Source organism: Janthinobacterium sp. PLB04, assembly GCF_021165895.1.
Taxonomy (GTDB): Bacteria; Pseudomonadota; Gammaproteobacteria; order Burkholderiales; family Burkholderiaceae_D; genus Janthinobacterium; species Janthinobacterium lividum.
On the sequence record NZ_CP088968.1, the window covers coordinates 1,198,549 to 1,214,657 of the forward strand.

The window sequence follows — 16,109 nt, forward strand, 5'->3', positions numbered from 1 at the left end:
CGTTTCAACTTGTTAACCTGAAAGGCTCCCCATGTTCAAAAAGATTGCCGCTTTCCTGTTTGCCGCCGGTGCTGCGCTGTCCTTCAGTGTCCATGCCGGTGGCCCTGACTGCACCTTTGTCTGCGAACGCAACCTGCTCGATTGCGTGGAATTCGGCCAGCCGGCCTGCATGGAAAATTATCAGGCTTGCCAGAAGGAATGCCTGCGCCCGCCGCATAACTGACGCGCGGAGGCACTTATGGATGACGCGTAAGGGACGGCGCGCCATGGATGTTGCTCATCGTCTGACATTTCCACAAAGGAGTACCAATGTTTAAAAAACTGGGTTTCTTTTTGTTTGCCATGGGCGTGAGCGCCTCGTATGCGATGGCCAGTAGTACCGCCGACATTTCCGAATGCCAGTCCGAGTGCTATATGGCGCTCGATGCCTGTGTCATGGAGTTCAGTGTTCCTTCATGCGTCCGCGCCAATAAAGTGTGTCTTCAGGCCTGCGGCTGAGTAACAACCTGGCAGCTGGTAAAGCACGGCGATGCGGTTTGACAGGCATCGCCGTTTTTTATGTCATCCCCGCGTGCGGTCATGCCGCCACAGCACATCGCTGCCGCCGGCAAAGCGGTTGAGTACGCGCGACAGCACGAACAGCAGGTCCGACAGACGGTTCACGTACTGGCGCGGATGCTCGTGGAGGGGTTCCGCATTGGCCAGCGCGACGATGCTGCGCTCGGCGCGGCGGCACACGGTACGGCACACATGCGCCAGCGAAGCGGCGCGCGAGCCGGCCGGCAGGATGAATTCACTCAAGGCCGGCAAGTCCGCATTGTATTTCGCCAGCAGGTCGTCGAGGCGCAGCACGTGCTCTTCCTTGATCAACTGGTAGCCGGGGATGCAGATTTCTCCGCCCAGGTCGAACAGATCGTGCTGGATGGCCACCAGCTCGTCGCGCAAGGCGTCGGGCATGGCTTCGCACAGCAGCAGTCCCAGATTCGAATTGAGTTCGTCCACGTCGCCCATGGCGTGGATGCGGGCGCTGTCCTTGCTGGTGCGGCTGCCGTCGCCCAGGCCGGTGCTGCCATTGTCGCCCGTGCGCGTGGCGATTTTCGAAAGTCGGTTGCCCATGATGTCGATCCTGTAAAGAAGAATGGGGGCAGCATACGACACCGCGCGCCGCCTGGCCCCGGATTTGCGGGCAAATCGGACAAAAAATGCGGCGCGCGCCACTTTTGTGCTTACAATCGTTGCACGCCCATGCCCATTTGCCCTCCATCTTATGCTCAATGCTGCCCCTGAATCCGGATTGACCGCCGCGCGCCAGCAAGCCGTCGTCGCGGCCCTGCTGGCCGTGCTGCCGGCCCGCTGCGTGCTGTCCGACGCGGAAGATACGCGCCCGTATGAATGCGATGGCCTGGCCGCCTACCGCCAGCTGCCGATGGTGGTGACCTTGCCGGACACGGAAGAACAGGTCATCGCCATCCTCGGCATCTGCCGTGCATTGAAAGTGCCGATCGTGCCGCGCGGCGCCGGCACGGGCTTGTCGGGCGGCGCCTTGCCGATCGCCGATGGCGTGGTGCTGTCGACGGCGCGTTTGAACCGCATCGTGCGCGTCGATGCGTATGCGCGCACGGCCGTGGTGCAGCCGGGCGTGCGCAATCTGGCCATTTCCGAAGCGGCGGCGCCCCACGCGCTGTATTACGCGCCCGATCCTTCCTCGCAGATCGCCTGCAGCATCGGCGGCAACGTGGCGGAAAACTCGGGCGGCGTGCATTGCCTCAAATACGGCTTGACCGTGCACAATGTGCTGCGCGTACGCATCGTCACCATCGATGGCGACGTGCTGGAACTGGGCGGCGAATGCCTGGACGCTCCGGGCCTCGATCTGCTGGCCGTCTTCATCGGTTCCGAAGGCATGCTGGGCATCGTCACGGAAGTGACCGTGAAACTGATACCGAAACCGGCCACGGCCAGGGTCATCATGGCATCGTTCGACGACGTCGTCACGGGCGGCAATGCGGTTGCCAACGTGATCGCGGCCGGCATTATCCCGGCCGGGCTGGAAATGATGGACCGGACCTCCTCGCGCATGGTCGAACCATTCGTCAAGGCCGGCTATGACATCGACGCGGCCGCCATTTTGCTGTGCGAAGCGGACGGCACGCACGAGGAAGTGGAAGAGGAAATCGCCCGCATGACGGCCGTGCTGGAAGGGGCGGGCGCCAGCGCCATCGCCGTCTCGCAGTCGGAAGCGGAGCGCATGAAATTCTGGTCCGGCCGCAAGAACGCCTTTCCCGCCGCCGGGCGCATCTCGCCCGACTACTATTGCATGGACGGCACCATCCCGCGCAAGCGCCTGGCGGAAGTGCTGACGGGTATCGCCGGCATGGAAACGACGCATGGCTTGCGCTGCGCGAACGTGTTCCACGCGGGCGACGGCAATCTGCATCCCCTGATCCTGTTCGACGCCAACATGCCCGGCGAATTCGAGCGCGCCGAAGCGTTTGGCGCGGACATCCTGGCCCTGTGCGTGGCCGTGGGCGGTACCATCACGGGCGAACATGGCGTGGGCATGGAAAAGATCAATTCCATGTGCGTGCAGTTTACGCGCGCCGAACTCGATGCCTTCTTTGCCGTCAAGCGCGCCTTCGATCCCCATACCTTGCTGAACCCGGACAAGGCGATTCCCACCTTGAACCGCTGCGCCGAATTCGGCAAGATGCATGTGACGGCGGGGCGGCTGCCGTTCGCCAACCTGCCCCGTTTTTAATTTTCCGGAGACACCTTTGCAAGCGATAGCGGAACAATTCAGGCAGCGGATACTGGCGGCCAGCGCGGCGGGCAGTCCCTTGCGCCTGCGCGGCGGCGGCACGAAAGACTGGTATGGCCAGCAGTTCGAAGGCGAGGTGCTCGATACGCGCGCGTATGCGGGCATCATCGACTATGAACCGACGGAGCTGGTGATCACGGCCCGCTGCGGCACGCCGCTGGCGGAAATCGAGGCGGCGCTGGCCGCGCGCAACCAGATGCTGGCATTCGAGCCGCCGCACTTCGGCCAGGACGCCACGGTGGGCGGCGTCGTCGCCAGCGCCTTGTCCGGCCCGCGCCGGGCCAGCGCAGGAGCCTTGCGTGACTTTGTGCTGGGCGCCATGCTGATGGATGGCCATGGCGAGCGCCTGGCGTTTGGCGGGCAAGTCATGAAGAACGTGGCCGGCTACGATGTCTCGCGTCTGCTGGCGGGGTCCCTGGGCACCCTGGGCCTGATCCTGGAAGTGTCGCTGAAAGTGCTGCCCTTGCCGCTGCGCGAAGCGACGTTTCGCGTCGCCTGTGCGGAAATCGCCGCCTTGCGCATGCTCAATGAATGGGCTGGCAAACCGCTGCCGATATCGGCCAGCTGCTGGCATGACGGCGTGTTGACGGTGCGCCTGTCCGGTGCCGAGGCGGCCGTGTCTGCGGCCCTGCAATCCTTGAAAGGCGAGCTGCTGGCAGCCGATGACGCGGCCGCCTTCTGGCTGTCCGTGCGCGAGCAAACGCACGATTTCTTTACTGGCGCGGGCAGCCTGTGGCGCTTGTCGTTGCCGCCGCACGCCAGCGCCATGATTCTAAAGGGGCGCCAGCTGATCGAGTGGGGCGGGGCGCAGCGCTGGCTGAAGCTCGATGGCGATGCCGATGCCGACGGCGCCCGGCACATCCGCCAGGCCGTGGCGGCCGCCGGCGGCCACGCCACCCTGTTCCGCGGCGGCGACAAGGCCGTGGGCGTGTTCCACCCGCTGGCGCCGGCCGTGGCCACCATCCACCAGCGCCTGCGGCAGGCTTTCGACCCGGCCGGCATCTTCAACCCGCACAGAATGTATTGAGCGCGCATGCAAACCAATCTCGCCGATTTCATCAAGAATACGCCGGCAGGCGACGAAGCCGAAGCCATTTTGCGCGCCTGCGTGCATTGCGGCTTTTGCACGGCCACCTGTCCCACCTACCAGCTGCTGGGCGACGAACTCGATGGCCCGCGCGGGCGCATCTATCTGATCAAGCAAGTGCTCGAAGGCGCGCCCGTCACCGCCAAGACGCAGACGCACCTGGACCGCTGCCTGACCTGCCGCAACTGCGAGTCCACCTGTCCGTCCGGGGTGCAGTACGGTCGCCTGGTCGACATCGGGCGCAGCGTCGTCGAGCAGCGCGTGCAGCGGCCCTTGCGCGAACGGGCCTTGCGCTTCGCCCTGAGGGAAGCCTTGCCGCGCCGCTGGCTGTTTACGCCCGTGTACAAGGCGGGGCAGGCGCTGCGGCCGCTGCTGTCGAAAAGCTTGCAGGATAAATTGCGACCCGGCGCCGCCGCTGGCGCATGGCCGGCGCGCCGGCACGCGCGCACCATGCTGCTGCTCGACGGCTGCGTGCAGCCGGCCATGTCGCCCAACATCAACGCGGCCACGGCGCGCGTGCTCGACGCGCTCGGCGTGCAGCTGATCGTCGCGCCGAAGGCGGGCTGCTGCGGCGCGCTGCGCCATCACCTGAACGACCAGGAAGCGGCGCTGGACGACATGCGCCGCAATATCGACGCCTGGTGGCCCTACGTAGACTGCGCGGACAGCGCGGAAGCCATCGTCATGACGGCGTCCGGCTGCGGCGCCACGGTGAAGGAATATGGCCACCTGCTGGCGCACGATGCGCAGTATGCGGAGAAGGCGCGGCGCATCGCCGCACTGACGCGCGATTTGTCCGAGATCATGCCGGCCTTCGAAGCGGAACTGGCGGCGCTGCTGAAAGGACGCATCGGGAAACGCGTGGCGTACCACCCGCCATGCACCCTGCAGCATGGCCAGCAGGTGCGCGGCAAGGTGGAGCAGGTCTTGCGCGCCGTCGGCGTCGACGTGCACCTGTGCGCGGATAGCCATCTGTGCTGCGGTTCGGCGGGCACGTATTCGATCCTGCAGCCGGCACTGTCGCAGCAGCTGCGCGACAACAAGGTGGCGAACCTGGAAGCGTGCGAGCCGGAGATGATCGTGTCGGCGAATATCGGCTGCCTGAGCCACCTGCAGTCGGGCACGGAGACCCCCGTGCGGCACTGGATCGAATTGATCGACTCCGCCTTGACCCCGGTCAAATAGGCACTTCGTTGTATTGCGCGATGCGCCATTGCGGCGCAGGGATGAAATTGTTGGCCCACTCCAGCACGGCGTCGGCCGGCATGGGGCGGGCGATGCCGTAGCCTTGCGCCAGGTCGCAGCCCAGCTGGATCAGGCGCGCGCCATGCTCGACGCTTTCCACGCCTTCGGCGATCACCGTCAAGCTGAAGGAACGGGCCAGGCCGATGACGGCGCGCACCAGGTGCAGGTCGTCGCGGTCGTTGAGCATGTTGCGCACGAAGCTCTGGTCGATCTTGACGATATTCGCCGGCAGGCGTTTCAGATACGACATCGACGAGTAGCCGGTGCCGAAATCGTCGAGCGCGAACGTGATGCCCAGCGCCTGGCAGGCGCGGATGATGCGGCGCACGTCTTCGATGTCGTGCAGGGCCGACGATTCGAGGATTTCCAGTTCCAGCATGCTGGCGCGTACGCCGGGAAATTCGCCGAGAATGGTTTCCAGGCGCGAGACGAAGTCCGGTTGCTGGAAGTGGCGCGCCGCGATATTCACGCTGACCACCCAGTGCTTGCCGCAAGCGACCCAGCGCTGCATTTGCCACAGGGCCTGGCGCAGCACCCATTCGCCGATGTCGATGATCAAATCCGTCTGTTCCACCAGCGGCAGGAACTGCGCGGGCGCCAGCACGCCGCGGCGCGGATGCTGCCAGCGCAGCAGCGCTTCCATGCCCACCACCGTGCCGGCCCGCATATTCACCTTGGGCTGGTAGTACAGCCGCAGTTCGCCATTGATCAGGGCCTGGCGCACTTCCGTGCGCTGGTTGTGGTGGGTACGCACTTCCTCATCGAGATTGGTATCGAAGAAGTGATACTGGTTGCGCCCCGTCAGCTTGGCCTGGTAGACGGCGTGGTCGGCATGGCGCAGCAGGCTTTCCGTATTCAGGTCCTTGCCCGCGTAGACGGCGATGCCGACGCTGGCCGTCATGTGCAGCGCCTGCTGGTCGCAATGATAGGGGCGGCTCAGTTCCTGCATCAATTGGGTGATGTTCTGTTCGATGCTGGCGATGCTGGCCTGGCCGCACAGCAGCAGGACGAATTCATCACCGCCCAGGCGCGCCGCGTAATGGATCTGGCCCGTAAAGGCGTGCAGGCGCCCGGCCACCTGCTTGAGGATTTCATCGCCCGCTTCTGCGCCGTAGCGGTCATTGATGGCCTGGAAATGGTCGAGGTCGAACAGGCAGACGGCCAGCAGGCGCTGGCGTTCGCGCGCCAGGAACAGTTCCTGCTCGAAGCGGGCGGCCAGCGCGGCACGGTTGGGTAGACCCGTCAGCACATCATTGTAGTTTTGCCAGGACAGCTTTTGCAGCGCCTGCTGCATGTGCACGGTTTCGTTCAGTTGTTCGCCCAGCTGGCGCTGGCTGGTTTTCAGCGAGGTCAGCAGTTCTTCGATATCGCCGGCCATGCCGTTGAACGACTGCGACACGGCTTGCGCCTCGGGCGTGGCGCCAGCCGCCAGGCGCACGGCGAAGTTGCCATCGCGAAAGCGGTCCGTCGCTTGCACGAGCCGCGCCAGCAGCTTGCGGTGCGACGCCAGGATCAAGCCCAGCAGGAGGAAGACGAGGACGATATTGATGGTGCTGAGCACGGCCTGCTCGCGCACCCTTTGCCACACCTGGGCCAGGGGCCGGCCGGGCGTGTAGTGCAGGTCGAGGATGCCGTCGCCGCCGTCCGGCAGCGCCACCGTCAGGCGGCTGCGGATGGCCGCCATGCCCGCCAGGCGCGCAAACCACGCCGGCACGCCGTCGGCCAGCGCATCGCTCAGCTTGTTGTCAGCCAGCACTTCGACATGCCCGCCAGCCGTATCCCAGCGCACGGAGGCGAGGCTGCGGTTCAGTGGCAGGGCGCTGCGCAGCGCTTGCTGCACGCTGTCGTGCATCGCATGCCGGTCCGTATGCACGGCCAGCGGCAGCACGCTATTGGCCAGGAACAGGTCGAGTTGCCGGGCGTCGCTCTGGTAGCGCGCATTGGCCAGCGCCGTTTCCGTACCCAGCAGGGCGTGATAGCGTACAGCGGAAACGGCGAGTATCAGGAAGGTAATAGGGATGAAGAGGCGGGAATAACTACCCATCCGCATCCATGAAGATAATATTTTCCCAAAGACTGGCATCGTTTTTTGATCGATATCTGCGAATAATTATGTAAACATTATCACCGATATTTGCTATTTGAAACACAATATTGATATCAGGCATGAAATAAATACGGTTTTATAGATTTCGCATGATTGTTGTCTTAAATCAAAGTATTGCATTTTTCACTCCTGTAGCAATTGCCGTATGTCGGCTGCCAGACTGGCCGGTTTGCTGGCCGTCGCATAGCGGCGAAAGACGCTGCCATCCTTGCGCACCAAAAACTTGGTGAAATTCCATTTGATCGACTGCGTGCCCAATATGCCGGGCGCCGCCTGTTTTAATTGCGCAAACAGGGGATGGGTATGCGGGCCATTCACGTCGACCTTGCCAAACAGGGGGAAGGTGACGCCGAAGTTTTTCTCGCAAAAGGCGCCGATCTCCGCATTCGACCCCGGTTCCTGCTGGCGGAATTGATTGCAGGGAAAACCCAGCACGACCAGGCCCTGGTCGTGAAATTCGCGGTACAGCGTTTCGAGCCCCTGGTACTGCGGCGTGAAGCCGCAGGCGCTGGCCGTATTGACGATCAGCAGCACCTTGCCCTTGTATTGCGCCAGGTCGATCGGCGTGCCGTCCAGCGCCTCGGCCTGGAAATCGTGGATGCTGGTCATGTCAGAGGAGTCCCAGTTTGGTGGCGCCCGTTTGCGGGGGCGGTTCCGGCGCCGTCGCGCCCTTGAGTTTGATCGTCAGGCGCAGGTCGTTGACGGAGTCCGCATTGCGCAGCGCGTCTTCATAGCTGATGGCGCCCCCTTCGTGCAGGTCGAACAGGGCCTGGTCGAAGGTTTGCATGCCATGCTCGCGCGATTTTTTCATCAGTTCCTTGATCTCGTGCACCTGGCCCTTGAAGATCAGGTCGCTCATCAGCGGTGAGTTGAGCAGGATTTCCAGCGCCGCCTTGCGCCCGCCGCCTTCCTTGCTGGGAATCAAGCGCTGCGAAATCATGCCCTTCAAATTCAGCGACAGGTCCATCAGCAATTGCTGGCGCCGCTCTTCGGGGAAAAAATTGATGATGCGGTCCAGCGCCTGGTTGGCGTTGTTCGCGTGCAAGGTCGCCAGGCACAGATGGCCCGTTTCGGCAAACGCGATGGCGTGGTCCATGGTGTCGCGGTCGCGTATTTCTCCGATCTGTATCACGTCGGGCGCCTGGCGCAGGGTGTTTTTCAGGGCCGTGGCCCAGTCATCCGTATCGACGCCCACTTCGCGTTGGGTGACGATGCAGTTGCCGTGCGGATGGATGAATTCCACGGGGTCTTCGATGGTGATGATGTGGCCGTGGCTGTGCGCGTTGCGGTGGCCCACCATGGCCGCCAGCGTGGTCGACTTGCCGCAGCCCGTGGCGCCCACCATGATGACGAGGCCCCGCTTGCTCATCACGATGTCTTGCAGGATGGAGGGCAAACCCAGCCCATCGAGTGTGGGAATGGCGGTATTGATCAAGCGCAAGACCATGCCTGCCTGGCCCATCTGCACGAAGGCGGATACGCGGAAACGTCCGAGCCCCTCCGGGCTGATGGCGAAATTGGCTTCGCGGCTGGACGCGAACTCGGCCGCCTGGCGTTCGTTCATGACGGCGCGCACGTAGCCGGCCGCCTGTGCCGCGTCAAGCGCGCCGCCAGCCAGCGGCGTCAGCTTGCCGTCGAGCTTGATGGCGGGCGGAAAGCCGGCCGTGATGAACAGGTCCGAGCCGCCCCGTGCGCGCATCTGCGCCAGCAGCGCGTGCATGGCGCCATAGTGTTCGTGCGTCGTCTGCATGGCTTATCCGGGGAAGTTTTCGGGGGCCTTGGCGGCCGAGCGGGCTGTTTCCGCCGAGATCGTGCCGCGCCGCACCAGGTCGGTGAGGCACTGGTCCAGGGTCTGCATGCCCACATTGCTGCCCGTCTGGATGGCCGAATACATTTGCGCCACTTTCGCTTCGCGGATCAGGTTGCGCACGGCCGGCGTGGCCAGCATGATTTCATGCGCGGCCACGCGGCCCGCGCCATCCTTGGTTTTCAGCAAGTTCTGCGAAATGACGGCTTGCAAGGATTCGGACAGCATGGCACGCACCATTTCCTTTTCCTCGGCCGGGAAGACGTCGATGATGCGGTCGATCGATTTCGCCGCCGACGAGGTGTGCAGCGTGCCGAACACGAGGTGGCCCGTCTCGGCCGCCGTCAGCGCCAGGCGGATGGTTTCCAGGTCGCGCAATTCGCCCACTAAAATCACGTCGGGGTCTTCGCGCAGGGCCGAGCGCAGGGCATTGCTGAACGAATGCGTGTGCGAGCCCACTTCGCGCTGGTTGATCAGGCATTTCTTCGGTTCATGCACGAATTCGATCGGGTCTTCGATGGTCAATATATGGTGGTTCAGGCGCTCGTTGACGTGGTTCACCATGGCCGCCAGGGTGGTCGACTTGCCGGAGCCCGTCGGTCCCGTCACCAGCACGAGGCCCCGCGGACGCATGGCCAGTTCGCCGAAGATGCGCGGGGCGTTGAGTTCTTCCAGGGTCAGCACCTTCGACGGAATCGTGCGCAGCACGGCAGAGGCGCCCCGTTCCTGGTTGTAGGCGTTGACGCGGAAGCGGGCCAGGCCGGGAATCTCGAACGAGAAATCGCATTCCAGCGCTTCTTCATACGCCTTGCGCTGGCTGTCGTTCATGATGTCGTAGATCATGCTGTGCACTTCCTTGTGCTCGAGCGGCGCCACGTTCAGGCGGCGCACGTCGCCGTTGACCCGTATCATCGGCGGCAGGCCGGAAGACAGGTGCAAGTCGGAAGCCTTGTTGCTGACGGAGAAAGCGAGTAGTTCGGAGATGTCCATTTATAATCCCTGTGCCTGCATTGATGGGCTGGCGCACTGTGCCGCCGCCCCTATACACTAGAAAATGATTATGTCCACAATCGAACAGAACTTGCAAGCCGTGCGCGACAGTATTGCGCAGGCCGCCGCTGACGCGCAGCGCGCGCCGGCCGACGTGACCCTGCTGGCCGTCTCGAAGACCTTCGGCGCGGATGCCGTGCTGGCAGCCATGCGCGCGGGCCAGGCGGCGTTTGGCGAAAACTATCTGCAGGAAGCGCTCGACAAGATTGCCTTTGTGAAGGAAGCCGCACCGCAGCAAGCCCCGGCCTGGCATTTCATCGGCCCCATCCAGAGCAACAAGACGCGCCCCATCGCCGAGCATTTCGACTGGGTGCACACGGTGGAACGGGAAAAGATCGCCGCGCGCCTGTCCGAACAGCGCCCGGCCGGCTTGCCGGACCTGAATATCTGCCTGCAAGTCAATATCAGCGGCGAGGCCAGCAAGAGCGGCGTGACGCCGGCCGAATTGCCGGCCCTGGCGTGCGCCGTGGCGCAGCTGCCGCGCTTGCGTTTGCGCGGCCTGATGACCATCCCCGAGCCGGAAACGGAGCTCCAGCTTCAGCGCGCTGCCTTTGCGCAATTGCGCGCGCTGTACGAACAATTGAATGCCGAAGGGCTGGCGCTCGATACCCTGTCGATGGGCATGTCGGCCGACTTGCGCGCCGCCGTGCTCGAGGGTGCCACCATCGTGCGCGTGGGCAGCGCCATCTTCGGCTCCCGCAACTATTCCTAACTGATTGACAGAAAGCATAACCATGACGACAGAATTGAATATCGCCTTTGTAGGCGGCGGCAACATGGCGGCCGCCCTGATCGCGGGCCTGGCGGGCAAATTGACCCTGGGCGGCAATATCCACGTGATCGATCCGCACGCGCCGGCGCTGGAAAAACTGCAGGCGCAATTCGGCGTCACGACGGCGGCTTCCGCGGGCGAGGCATTGCGCGGCGTGGATGTGATCGTGCTGGCCGTGAAACCGCAAAGCATGCGCGAAGTGGCGGCCCAGTTGCTGCCTTTCCTCGACGGGGATAGGGCGCCGTTGATCCTGTCGATCGCGGCCGGCATCCGCGCGGCCGACCTGTCGCGCTGGCTCGGCGACTACTCCGCCATCGTGCGCTGCATGCCGAACACGCCGGCCCTGATCGGCATGGGCATCACGGGCATGGTGGCCAGCAGCGGCGTGAGCGAGGAACAGAAGAAGATGGCGGACGCCATCCTGCGCGCCGTCGGCCAGACCGTCTGGCTCGATGACGAAGCCAAGATCGACCCGGTCACGGCCGTGTCGGGCAGCGGTCCCGCCTATGTGTTTTACTTTATCGAAGCGATGCAGCAGGCGGCCGCCGAACTGGGCTTGACGCCGGAGCAGGGCACGCAGCTGGCGATTGCCACCTTTACGGGCGCCGCGCAACTGGCGGCGAACTCCAGCGAGCCCGTGTCCTTGCTGCGCGAGCGGGTCACGTCGAAGGGCGGCACGACGTATGCGGCACTCACCAGCATGGAAGAGAGCGGCGTGAAAGCGGCCATCGTCAAGGGCATCAAGGCGGCCGCGCAACGGGGGCGCGAGATGGGTGACGAGCTGTCGAAGTAATTAGATCACCTTGACGGCGCGGCCTATGTATAAAATCGGTCCTGTCGGCCGCCCCGTTGGCGAGCCCGCTTCCGGCTCCAGGGTGATTTCAAAAAGTTGATCGGCTTGCAGCGGCGGCAGCTTGTCCAGGGTCAGCTTGAGGCTTTGCCCCGGCTTGACGAGGCCCAGCGAGACAGGCGCGCCCCAATCCTTGCCCTTGGTCCAGAATTGCAGGGCTTTTTGCTGCGGCACGTTTGTCGGGCCCAGCGGGATCAGGTTCAGGTCGCGGTTCTTGCCGCCGCGTCCGCCCGCCTGCACGATCCAGCCCGGCGATTTATCCTGCGGCGCCACCAGCACCACCAGATAACCGGGTCCGCCCGGCGCTTGCAGTTGCACGCTGACCAGCACGGCCAGCATAGCTGTCGCCACCAGGCCGCCGCCAGCCAGCAGTCTCCAGAAGGCCAGGCTGTTCCACCACGCTTGCCAGCCGCCCGCCTGCCGCACGGCTTTCGGCGTGAACAGGCTGGCGCTGATGCGCGGCCACAGTTGCGCCGAGGGCGTTTCGGGCGGCGCCAGGGTGGTCAATGGCAGCAAGCGCTGTTCCCAGGCATCGACGGCGTTGCGCAAGGCGGCATCGCGCGGCAAGCGCTGTTCCACTTCCGCGCGTTCGGCCAGTTCCAGGGTGCCCAGCACATATTCGCTGGCCAGCCTGTGCAATTCCTCGTCGCTGTTGATCATCCCATGCACTCCCGCAAGGCGGCCAGGCCCCGCTTGACCCAGGCTTTGACGGTCCCCAGCGGCGCTTGCAGGCGCTGCGCGATTTCGCTGTGGGAACAGCCATCGACGTAGGCGTACAGGATGCTATTGCGCTTGGCTTCATCCAGGTGGCCGAGGCAATCGTGCAGCTTGCCCAGATCCGCCTGGTCGGCATAGGCCTCGCCCGCGTCGTGGCCTTGGCGTTGGTGCAGCAGGGTTTCCACGGTATCCTCGTCGGCTGACAGTTCATGGGCGCGGGCGCGCGCCATGTCCAGCGCCTGGTGCCGCACCACCACATAGATCCAGCCCTTGCCGCTGCCGCGCGTGGCGTCGAAACTGCCGGCGCGGCGCCAGATATTCAGGAAGGCGTCGTGCAGCACGTCTTCGGCCAGGGACCGCTGGCGCACGATGCGCAGGGCCACGCCCAGAAGGTAGCGGCTTTCCTGCTGGTACAGACCGTGCAATGCCTGCTGCTCGCCTCTGGCGCAGGCGCGCAGGGCGGCATCGTAATCGTAAGGGGCGGCTAGCGTTGGCAAGGTTGGCGCAATCGTCAAGAGTAAACGGTTAGCAAGTTTTTAATGCCGAGTATAGGCCAGAAACCCGCTTTTCTACCGTTGTTTTCCTGTTTCACAACGCCTAACAAAACCGTCGCGAGCGGAAGGGAGAGGTGGCTAAGAAGCGCAACCGTACTCTAGTACGGTGAGCATCGCAGGCCGCCTATCCCGACGCGCAGCAGGTTTTGATAGGTGTCGTTACGCGGCTTTCCAGAAGATATAGTCGGCTTGATAGGGCACCCATTGTTTGGCGCCGATGCTTTCCATGCCGCAGGGGCTGCTTGGCGCCACGCCACCGCTGGTGGCCACGCGCTGGATGTAGCTGACGCCCTGCATGGCGCCGCTGCCCGTGGCCGGGTTGGCTTTCACCAACTGATACGGGATGTTGCCGGCGCCGGCCGGCGCCACGGCCACTTGCGTCGCCGTCACTTTCGAGCCATCCAGGTTGGCCCAGGTGGCGGGTGGGCCGACATACGTGCCGACCTGCATCCCGCTGCGGTCGTTCAGGGCCGCGTCCGGGCCCACGAAAACCCATTCATGGCCCGTCATGTCTTTCTTGGCCTTGCATTCGTAGGCGATCTTGCCCACGCCCACGGTTTGCATGGCTACCTGGTGGCCATCGGGTACCTTGACGGCATTCGGTAATTGTTCCTGCGAATAGCGGGCACTCATGGGGGCACAGGCGGCCACGAGCAGGGCGGCGCACAGCACGGTGAGCGAAGGGGCGGTATGGCGTGGGGCGATGGTGGCAAGCATGGCGAACTCCTGGTAGTTGGCTCAACCGGCTGGTTGATACCATTACTACGCATGGGCTGGCCATTTGGATGCAGCCAGGAAAAAATATTCTAGAACGCCTATCAAAACCTACTGCGCGTCGTAATTTGCGGCCTGCGATGCTCACTGTACCTTCGTACAGTTGCGCTTCTCGACCACAACTTCCTTCCGCTCGCTACGGTTTTGTTAGGCGTTGTTAGTCTGGCGTGTCTTTCTTGCTGAACCGCCGCGCCAGCGCCAGCACGACGGGCATGGCGGTGGTGGCGTGCTTGAGCAGCGCGCCGCTGGCCCGTAGCAGCGGCAGGAAACGGCGCGGGCGCACGAGCAGCAAACCCAGCACGGCGCCCCCTATCATCAGGGGAATTTTAAAGCGCGTGGCCAGGGTGTGGCGCAGATTGCCGCCCGTTAAAGGCTCCAGTAATTGGCGCGTCTGCACGTCCAGGGCCAGGCGCTGCAGCGCGCATTCGGCCAGCAGCGCGTCGCGCCGCTGCGCCAGGCTGGCGGCCGTGTGCACATGCGATAACTTGGTGGGATGCGTGGTCATGGCCGCTCCGATCCCCGGCGCGCCAGCAGTTGCAGCTCGTCCAGGTCTTTGTTCAGTTCGGAAAGTGTAAAAGAAAGCAGTTTCGGCTTGCTGCGGAAACTGGCGCGCACGCCCAGCAGGGTGGCGATGGCGGCGCCGATGAAGACGGCGGCCGTGATGGCGATGGCGGCGATGCGGTGCGTATCCCAGAACAGCACGATGACGAGGAACACGATCAAGACCAGGCCTACAAACAGGCACAGCAGTGCCAGCATGGCCAGCGCCAGATAGGACAGGAAGCGCAGCGACTCTTCTTCCATTTCCACGGCCGCCAGGGCCAGACGGGTCTGGACGATGGCGGCGAGGGTCGCTGCGACTTGGGCGACATGGTGCAAGATAGCCATATGCTGCCTTTCGCGTCAGGAGACGGCCTGCGCCGTCGGTGCTGCGTCGGTACTGCGTCGTTACTATCTAGCGGCGTGACGAGGAGAGCAACAGGCCGAACAGCACGCCGATGACGGCGCCCGCGCCCACGGCTTTCCATGGATTGTCCTGCACGTATTCATCGGTGGCCTTGGCCGCCTGCTTGGTACGTTCGAGCAAATCTTCTTCCAGCTTGATCAAGTCTTTCTTGGCCGTTTCCAGGGTGGCGATGAACTTGTCCTTGACGGCTTTGACATTCTCGCCCGTCTGATCCTTGGCGCCATCGAGCCAGCCTTCCGCTTCATTGATGACGGTTTTCAGGTCGCCGACCAGTTTGTCGCGGGCTTTGTCGGCGTCGGCGAGGATGCTGTCGCTGCTGGATTTTCCGGTATGTATCGAGCTCATGTATTACCTCATGGAAGTGAAACTGCACAGTGAAATACCAGTGTAGGCAGCTGCGGCCAGGCCTGTCTTGCGCCGCCTCAAGGGCTGCCGCGGCGCAAGGGTTTTTGCTTAGCGGAAAGCAAAGTCCAGTACCACGCCCGCAAACACCGCCGCTCCTAGCCAGTTATTATGCCGGAATGCCGCAAAACACGGCATACGCTCGCGTGCACGTATCAGGGTGTAGTGGTAAACGGCGCAGCCGGCCGCCACCAGCAAGCCCGCCACGAACCAGTAACGCAAGCCCAGGTACCAGCCGCATGCCAGCCACAGCAGCAGGAAAACGGCATAGCAGGCCATGACGATGGCCACGTCGTAGCGGCCAAAGGTGATGGCCGAGGTCTTGATGCCGATCTTCAGATCGTCGTCGCGGTCGACCATCGCGTATTCCGTATCGTAGGCCACGGCCCAGAAGACATTACCCAGCAGCAGCAGCCAGGCGACGGCGGGCACGGCATCCGTGATGGCGGCAAAGCCCATGGGGATGCCGAAGCCGAAGGCGATGCCCAGATACGCTTGCGGGATGGCAAAGAAACGCTTGAAGTAGGGGTAGGTGCCGGCGATGATGACGGCGGCCACCGACAACTGCTTGGTCAGCGCGTTGAGGGGCAGGATCAGGCAAAAGGCCAGCACGGTGAGCACGCCAGCCACGGCCAGCGCTTCCTTGCCGCTGATGCGTCCGCTGGTGATGGGACGCTCGGCCGTGCGCTTGACGAATTTGTCGATATCCTGGTCGGCGTAGTCATTGATGGCGCAGCCTGCCGAGCGCATCAGGAAAGTGCCGAGGGTAAAGATGAGCAGCAGCCGCCAGTCCGGCACGCCCTGCTGCGCCAGCCACAGCGCGCACAGGGTAGGCCACAGCAGCAATACGGTACCGATAGGCTTGTCCAGCCGTATCAGGCGGAAATACAGCGCCAGCTTGTTCATGGAAGACTCGATCTTGTTGAAGAGAAAGGTCGATTATCGCAAATAGTATGTAA

General features: G+C 63.5%; 19 protein-coding genes. 7 read left to right on the forward strand and 12 right to left on the reverse strand.

Translation table 11 applies throughout. The features are described 5' to 3' along the window. Positions 1 to 31 precede the first annotated feature (31 nt). Together LSO07_RS05265 and LSO07_RS05270 are read left to right on the forward strand one after the other, a co-directional pair. Positions 32 to 223 (forward strand): hypothetical protein, encoded by a 192-nt coding sequence (locus tag LSO07_RS05265; RefSeq protein WP_070278226.1) that lies wholly within the window; start codon positions 32 to 34, stop codon positions 221 to 223. Between the two features lie 86 nt (positions 224 to 309). Continuing rightward, positions 310 to 498, forward strand: coding sequence for a hypothetical protein (locus tag LSO07_RS05270; RefSeq protein ID WP_034749095.1), 189 nt, complete (start codon positions 310 to 312; stop codon positions 496 to 498). Positions 499 to 561: 63 nt separating this feature from the next. Here the strand turns inward: LSO07_RS05270 and LSO07_RS05275 are convergent, their stop codons facing one another. Continuing rightward, entirely contained in the window at positions 562 to 1,116 is a 555-nt protein-coding gene (locus LSO07_RS05275; protein WP_034784827.1) for a cob(I)yrinic acid a,c-diamide adenosyltransferase, read from the reverse strand. Between the two features lie 151 nt (positions 1,117 to 1,267). Here LSO07_RS05275 and LSO07_RS05280 point away from each other — a divergent pair, with 151 nt between their 5' ends. From LSO07_RS05280 to glcF, 3 genes are read left to right on the forward strand one after another with little or no spacing between them, the layout of a single operon-like run. Then, on the forward strand, positions 1,268 to 2,758 hold the full coding sequence (locus LSO07_RS05280) for an FAD-linked oxidase C-terminal domain-containing protein (RefSeq protein ID WP_151092672.1): 1,491 nt from the start codon (positions 1,268 to 1,270) through the stop codon (positions 2,756 to 2,758). A 16-nt stretch (positions 2,759 to 2,774) separates the two neighbouring features. Then, entirely contained in the window at positions 2,775 to 3,845 is a 1,071-nt protein-coding gene (gene glcE / locus LSO07_RS05285) for a glycolate oxidase subunit GlcE (RefSeq protein ID WP_151092674.1), read from the forward strand. 6 nt (positions 3,846 to 3,851) lie between these two features. Next, complete coding sequence (gene glcF, locus LSO07_RS05290; protein WP_151092676.1) at positions 3,852 to 5,090, forward strand: glycolate oxidase subunit GlcF; 1,239 nt, start codon at positions 3,852 to 3,854, stop codon at positions 5,088 to 5,090. Here glcF and LSO07_RS05295 read toward each other — a convergent pair. The 4 genes from LSO07_RS05295 to LSO07_RS05310 form a co-directional block, all read right to left on the reverse strand. Further along, entirely contained in the window at positions 5,083 to 7,194 is a 2,112-nt protein-coding gene (locus LSO07_RS05295) for a putative bifunctional diguanylate cyclase/phosphodiesterase (protein WP_092612856.1), read from the reverse strand. The genes glcF and LSO07_RS05295 overlap by 8 nt on opposite strands. A gap of 186 nt (positions 7,195 to 7,380) precedes the next feature. Next, the gene (locus LSO07_RS05300; RefSeq protein ID WP_151092678.1) at positions 7,381 to 7,866 is read right to left on the reverse strand and encodes a glutathione peroxidase; all 486 of its coding nucleotides are present in this window, start codon (positions 7,864 to 7,866) and stop codon (positions 7,381 to 7,383) included. Between the two features lies 1 nt (position 7,867). Then, entirely contained in the window at positions 7,868 to 9,007 is a 1,140-nt protein-coding gene (locus LSO07_RS05305) for a PilT/PilU family type 4a pilus ATPase (RefSeq protein WP_191909587.1), read from the reverse strand. A gap of 3 nt (positions 9,008 to 9,010) precedes the next feature. Continuing rightward, entirely contained in the window at positions 9,011 to 10,054 is a 1,044-nt protein-coding gene (locus tag LSO07_RS05310; RefSeq protein ID WP_070258779.1) for a type IV pilus twitching motility protein PilT, read from the reverse strand. A 70-nt stretch (positions 10,055 to 10,124) separates the two neighbouring features. Here LSO07_RS05310 and LSO07_RS05315 point away from each other — a divergent pair, with 70 nt between their 5' ends. Together LSO07_RS05315 and proC are read left to right on the forward strand one after the other, a co-directional pair. Further along, positions 10,125 to 10,826 (forward strand): YggS family pyridoxal phosphate-dependent enzyme, encoded by a 702-nt coding sequence (locus LSO07_RS05315; protein ID WP_151092680.1) that lies wholly within the window; start codon positions 10,125 to 10,127, stop codon positions 10,824 to 10,826. Positions 10,827 to 10,848: 22 nt separating this feature from the next. Further along, a complete protein-coding gene (proC, locus tag LSO07_RS05320; RefSeq protein ID WP_151092682.1) occupies positions 10,849 to 11,679 on the forward strand; it encodes a pyrroline-5-carboxylate reductase in 831 nt (276 codons plus the stop codon). On the opposite strand, the gene LSO07_RS05325 is transcribed toward proC, so the two are convergent. The 7 genes from LSO07_RS05325 to ubiA form a co-directional block, all read right to left on the reverse strand. Further along, a complete protein-coding gene (locus LSO07_RS05325; RefSeq protein ID WP_151092684.1) occupies positions 11,680 to 12,396 on the reverse strand; it encodes an anti-sigma factor in 717 nt (238 codons plus the stop codon). Then, positions 12,393 to 12,950, reverse strand: a complete 558-nt coding sequence (locus tag LSO07_RS05330) for a sigma-70 family RNA polymerase sigma factor (protein ID WP_034785367.1) — start codon at positions 12,948 to 12,950, stop codon at positions 12,393 to 12,395. The genes LSO07_RS05325 and LSO07_RS05330 overlap by 4 nt, the downstream gene beginning before the upstream one ends. A gap of 216 nt (positions 12,951 to 13,166) precedes the next feature. After that, entirely contained in the window at positions 13,167 to 13,724 is a 558-nt protein-coding gene (locus LSO07_RS05335; protein WP_034784851.1) for a DUF3455 domain-containing protein, read from the reverse strand. A 214-nt stretch (positions 13,725 to 13,938) separates the two neighbouring features. Next, complete coding sequence (locus LSO07_RS05340) at positions 13,939 to 14,286, reverse strand: hypothetical protein (RefSeq protein WP_151092686.1); 348 nt, start codon at positions 14,284 to 14,286, stop codon at positions 13,939 to 13,941. Then, positions 14,283 to 14,669 (reverse strand): phage holin family protein, encoded by a 387-nt coding sequence (locus LSO07_RS05345; RefSeq protein ID WP_034784855.1) that lies wholly within the window; start codon positions 14,667 to 14,669, stop codon positions 14,283 to 14,285. Before LSO07_RS05345 ends, LSO07_RS05340 begins: the two co-directional genes overlap by 4 nt. A 67-nt stretch (positions 14,670 to 14,736) precedes the next feature. Beyond that, a complete protein-coding gene (locus tag LSO07_RS05350) occupies positions 14,737 to 15,093 on the reverse strand; it encodes a DUF883 family protein (RefSeq protein WP_034784857.1) in 357 nt (118 codons plus the stop codon). A 108-nt stretch (positions 15,094 to 15,201) separates the two neighbouring features. Beyond that, positions 15,202 to 16,056, reverse strand: a complete 855-nt coding sequence (ubiA, locus tag LSO07_RS05355; protein ID WP_034784859.1) for a 4-hydroxybenzoate octaprenyltransferase — start codon at positions 16,054 to 16,056, stop codon at positions 15,202 to 15,204. Positions 16,057 to 16,109: the final 53 nt, after the last annotated feature.